This window comes from Pseudomonas sp. 65/3-MNA-CIBAN-0223 (assembly GCF_040310425.1).
Taxonomy (GTDB): domain Bacteria; phylum Pseudomonadota; class Gammaproteobacteria; order Pseudomonadales; family Pseudomonadaceae; genus Aquipseudomonas; species Aquipseudomonas gregormendelii.
Genome location: NZ_JBEOPV010000186.1, coordinates 1 through 265, shown reverse-complemented (window position 1 = coordinate 265; position 265 = coordinate 1). Strand labels below are relative to the sequence as shown.

Genomic DNA, 265 nt, shown 5'->3' with positions numbered 1-265 from the left:
CATTCAAACTCAGCTAACGTGGCTAATTTTGTTATTACACTATTAGCACTTATTATCCTTACCTATAGCTTTACCTTAACCGGCCACAGCGCCGAAAAAGACCTATTAATTAAAAGTATATTAACTCTGCATTTAATTGCCATTGCTAGTTGGATTGGCTCACTATGGCCTCTTTATAAAAGTTGCCAACTGCTATCGTTAAATACGATAAAGCATTTAATGGAACGCTTTGGACAGCTAGCAATTATCATAGTAACGGTACTGC

General features: G+C 36.6%; 1 protein-coding gene. It reads left to right on the top strand.

What is annotated here, in order from left to right; translation table 11 throughout:
* A partial coding sequence (locus AAEZ09_RS28485) for a hypothetical protein (protein WP_502947613.1) occupies nt 1-265 on the top strand: 265 nt, incomplete at both ends.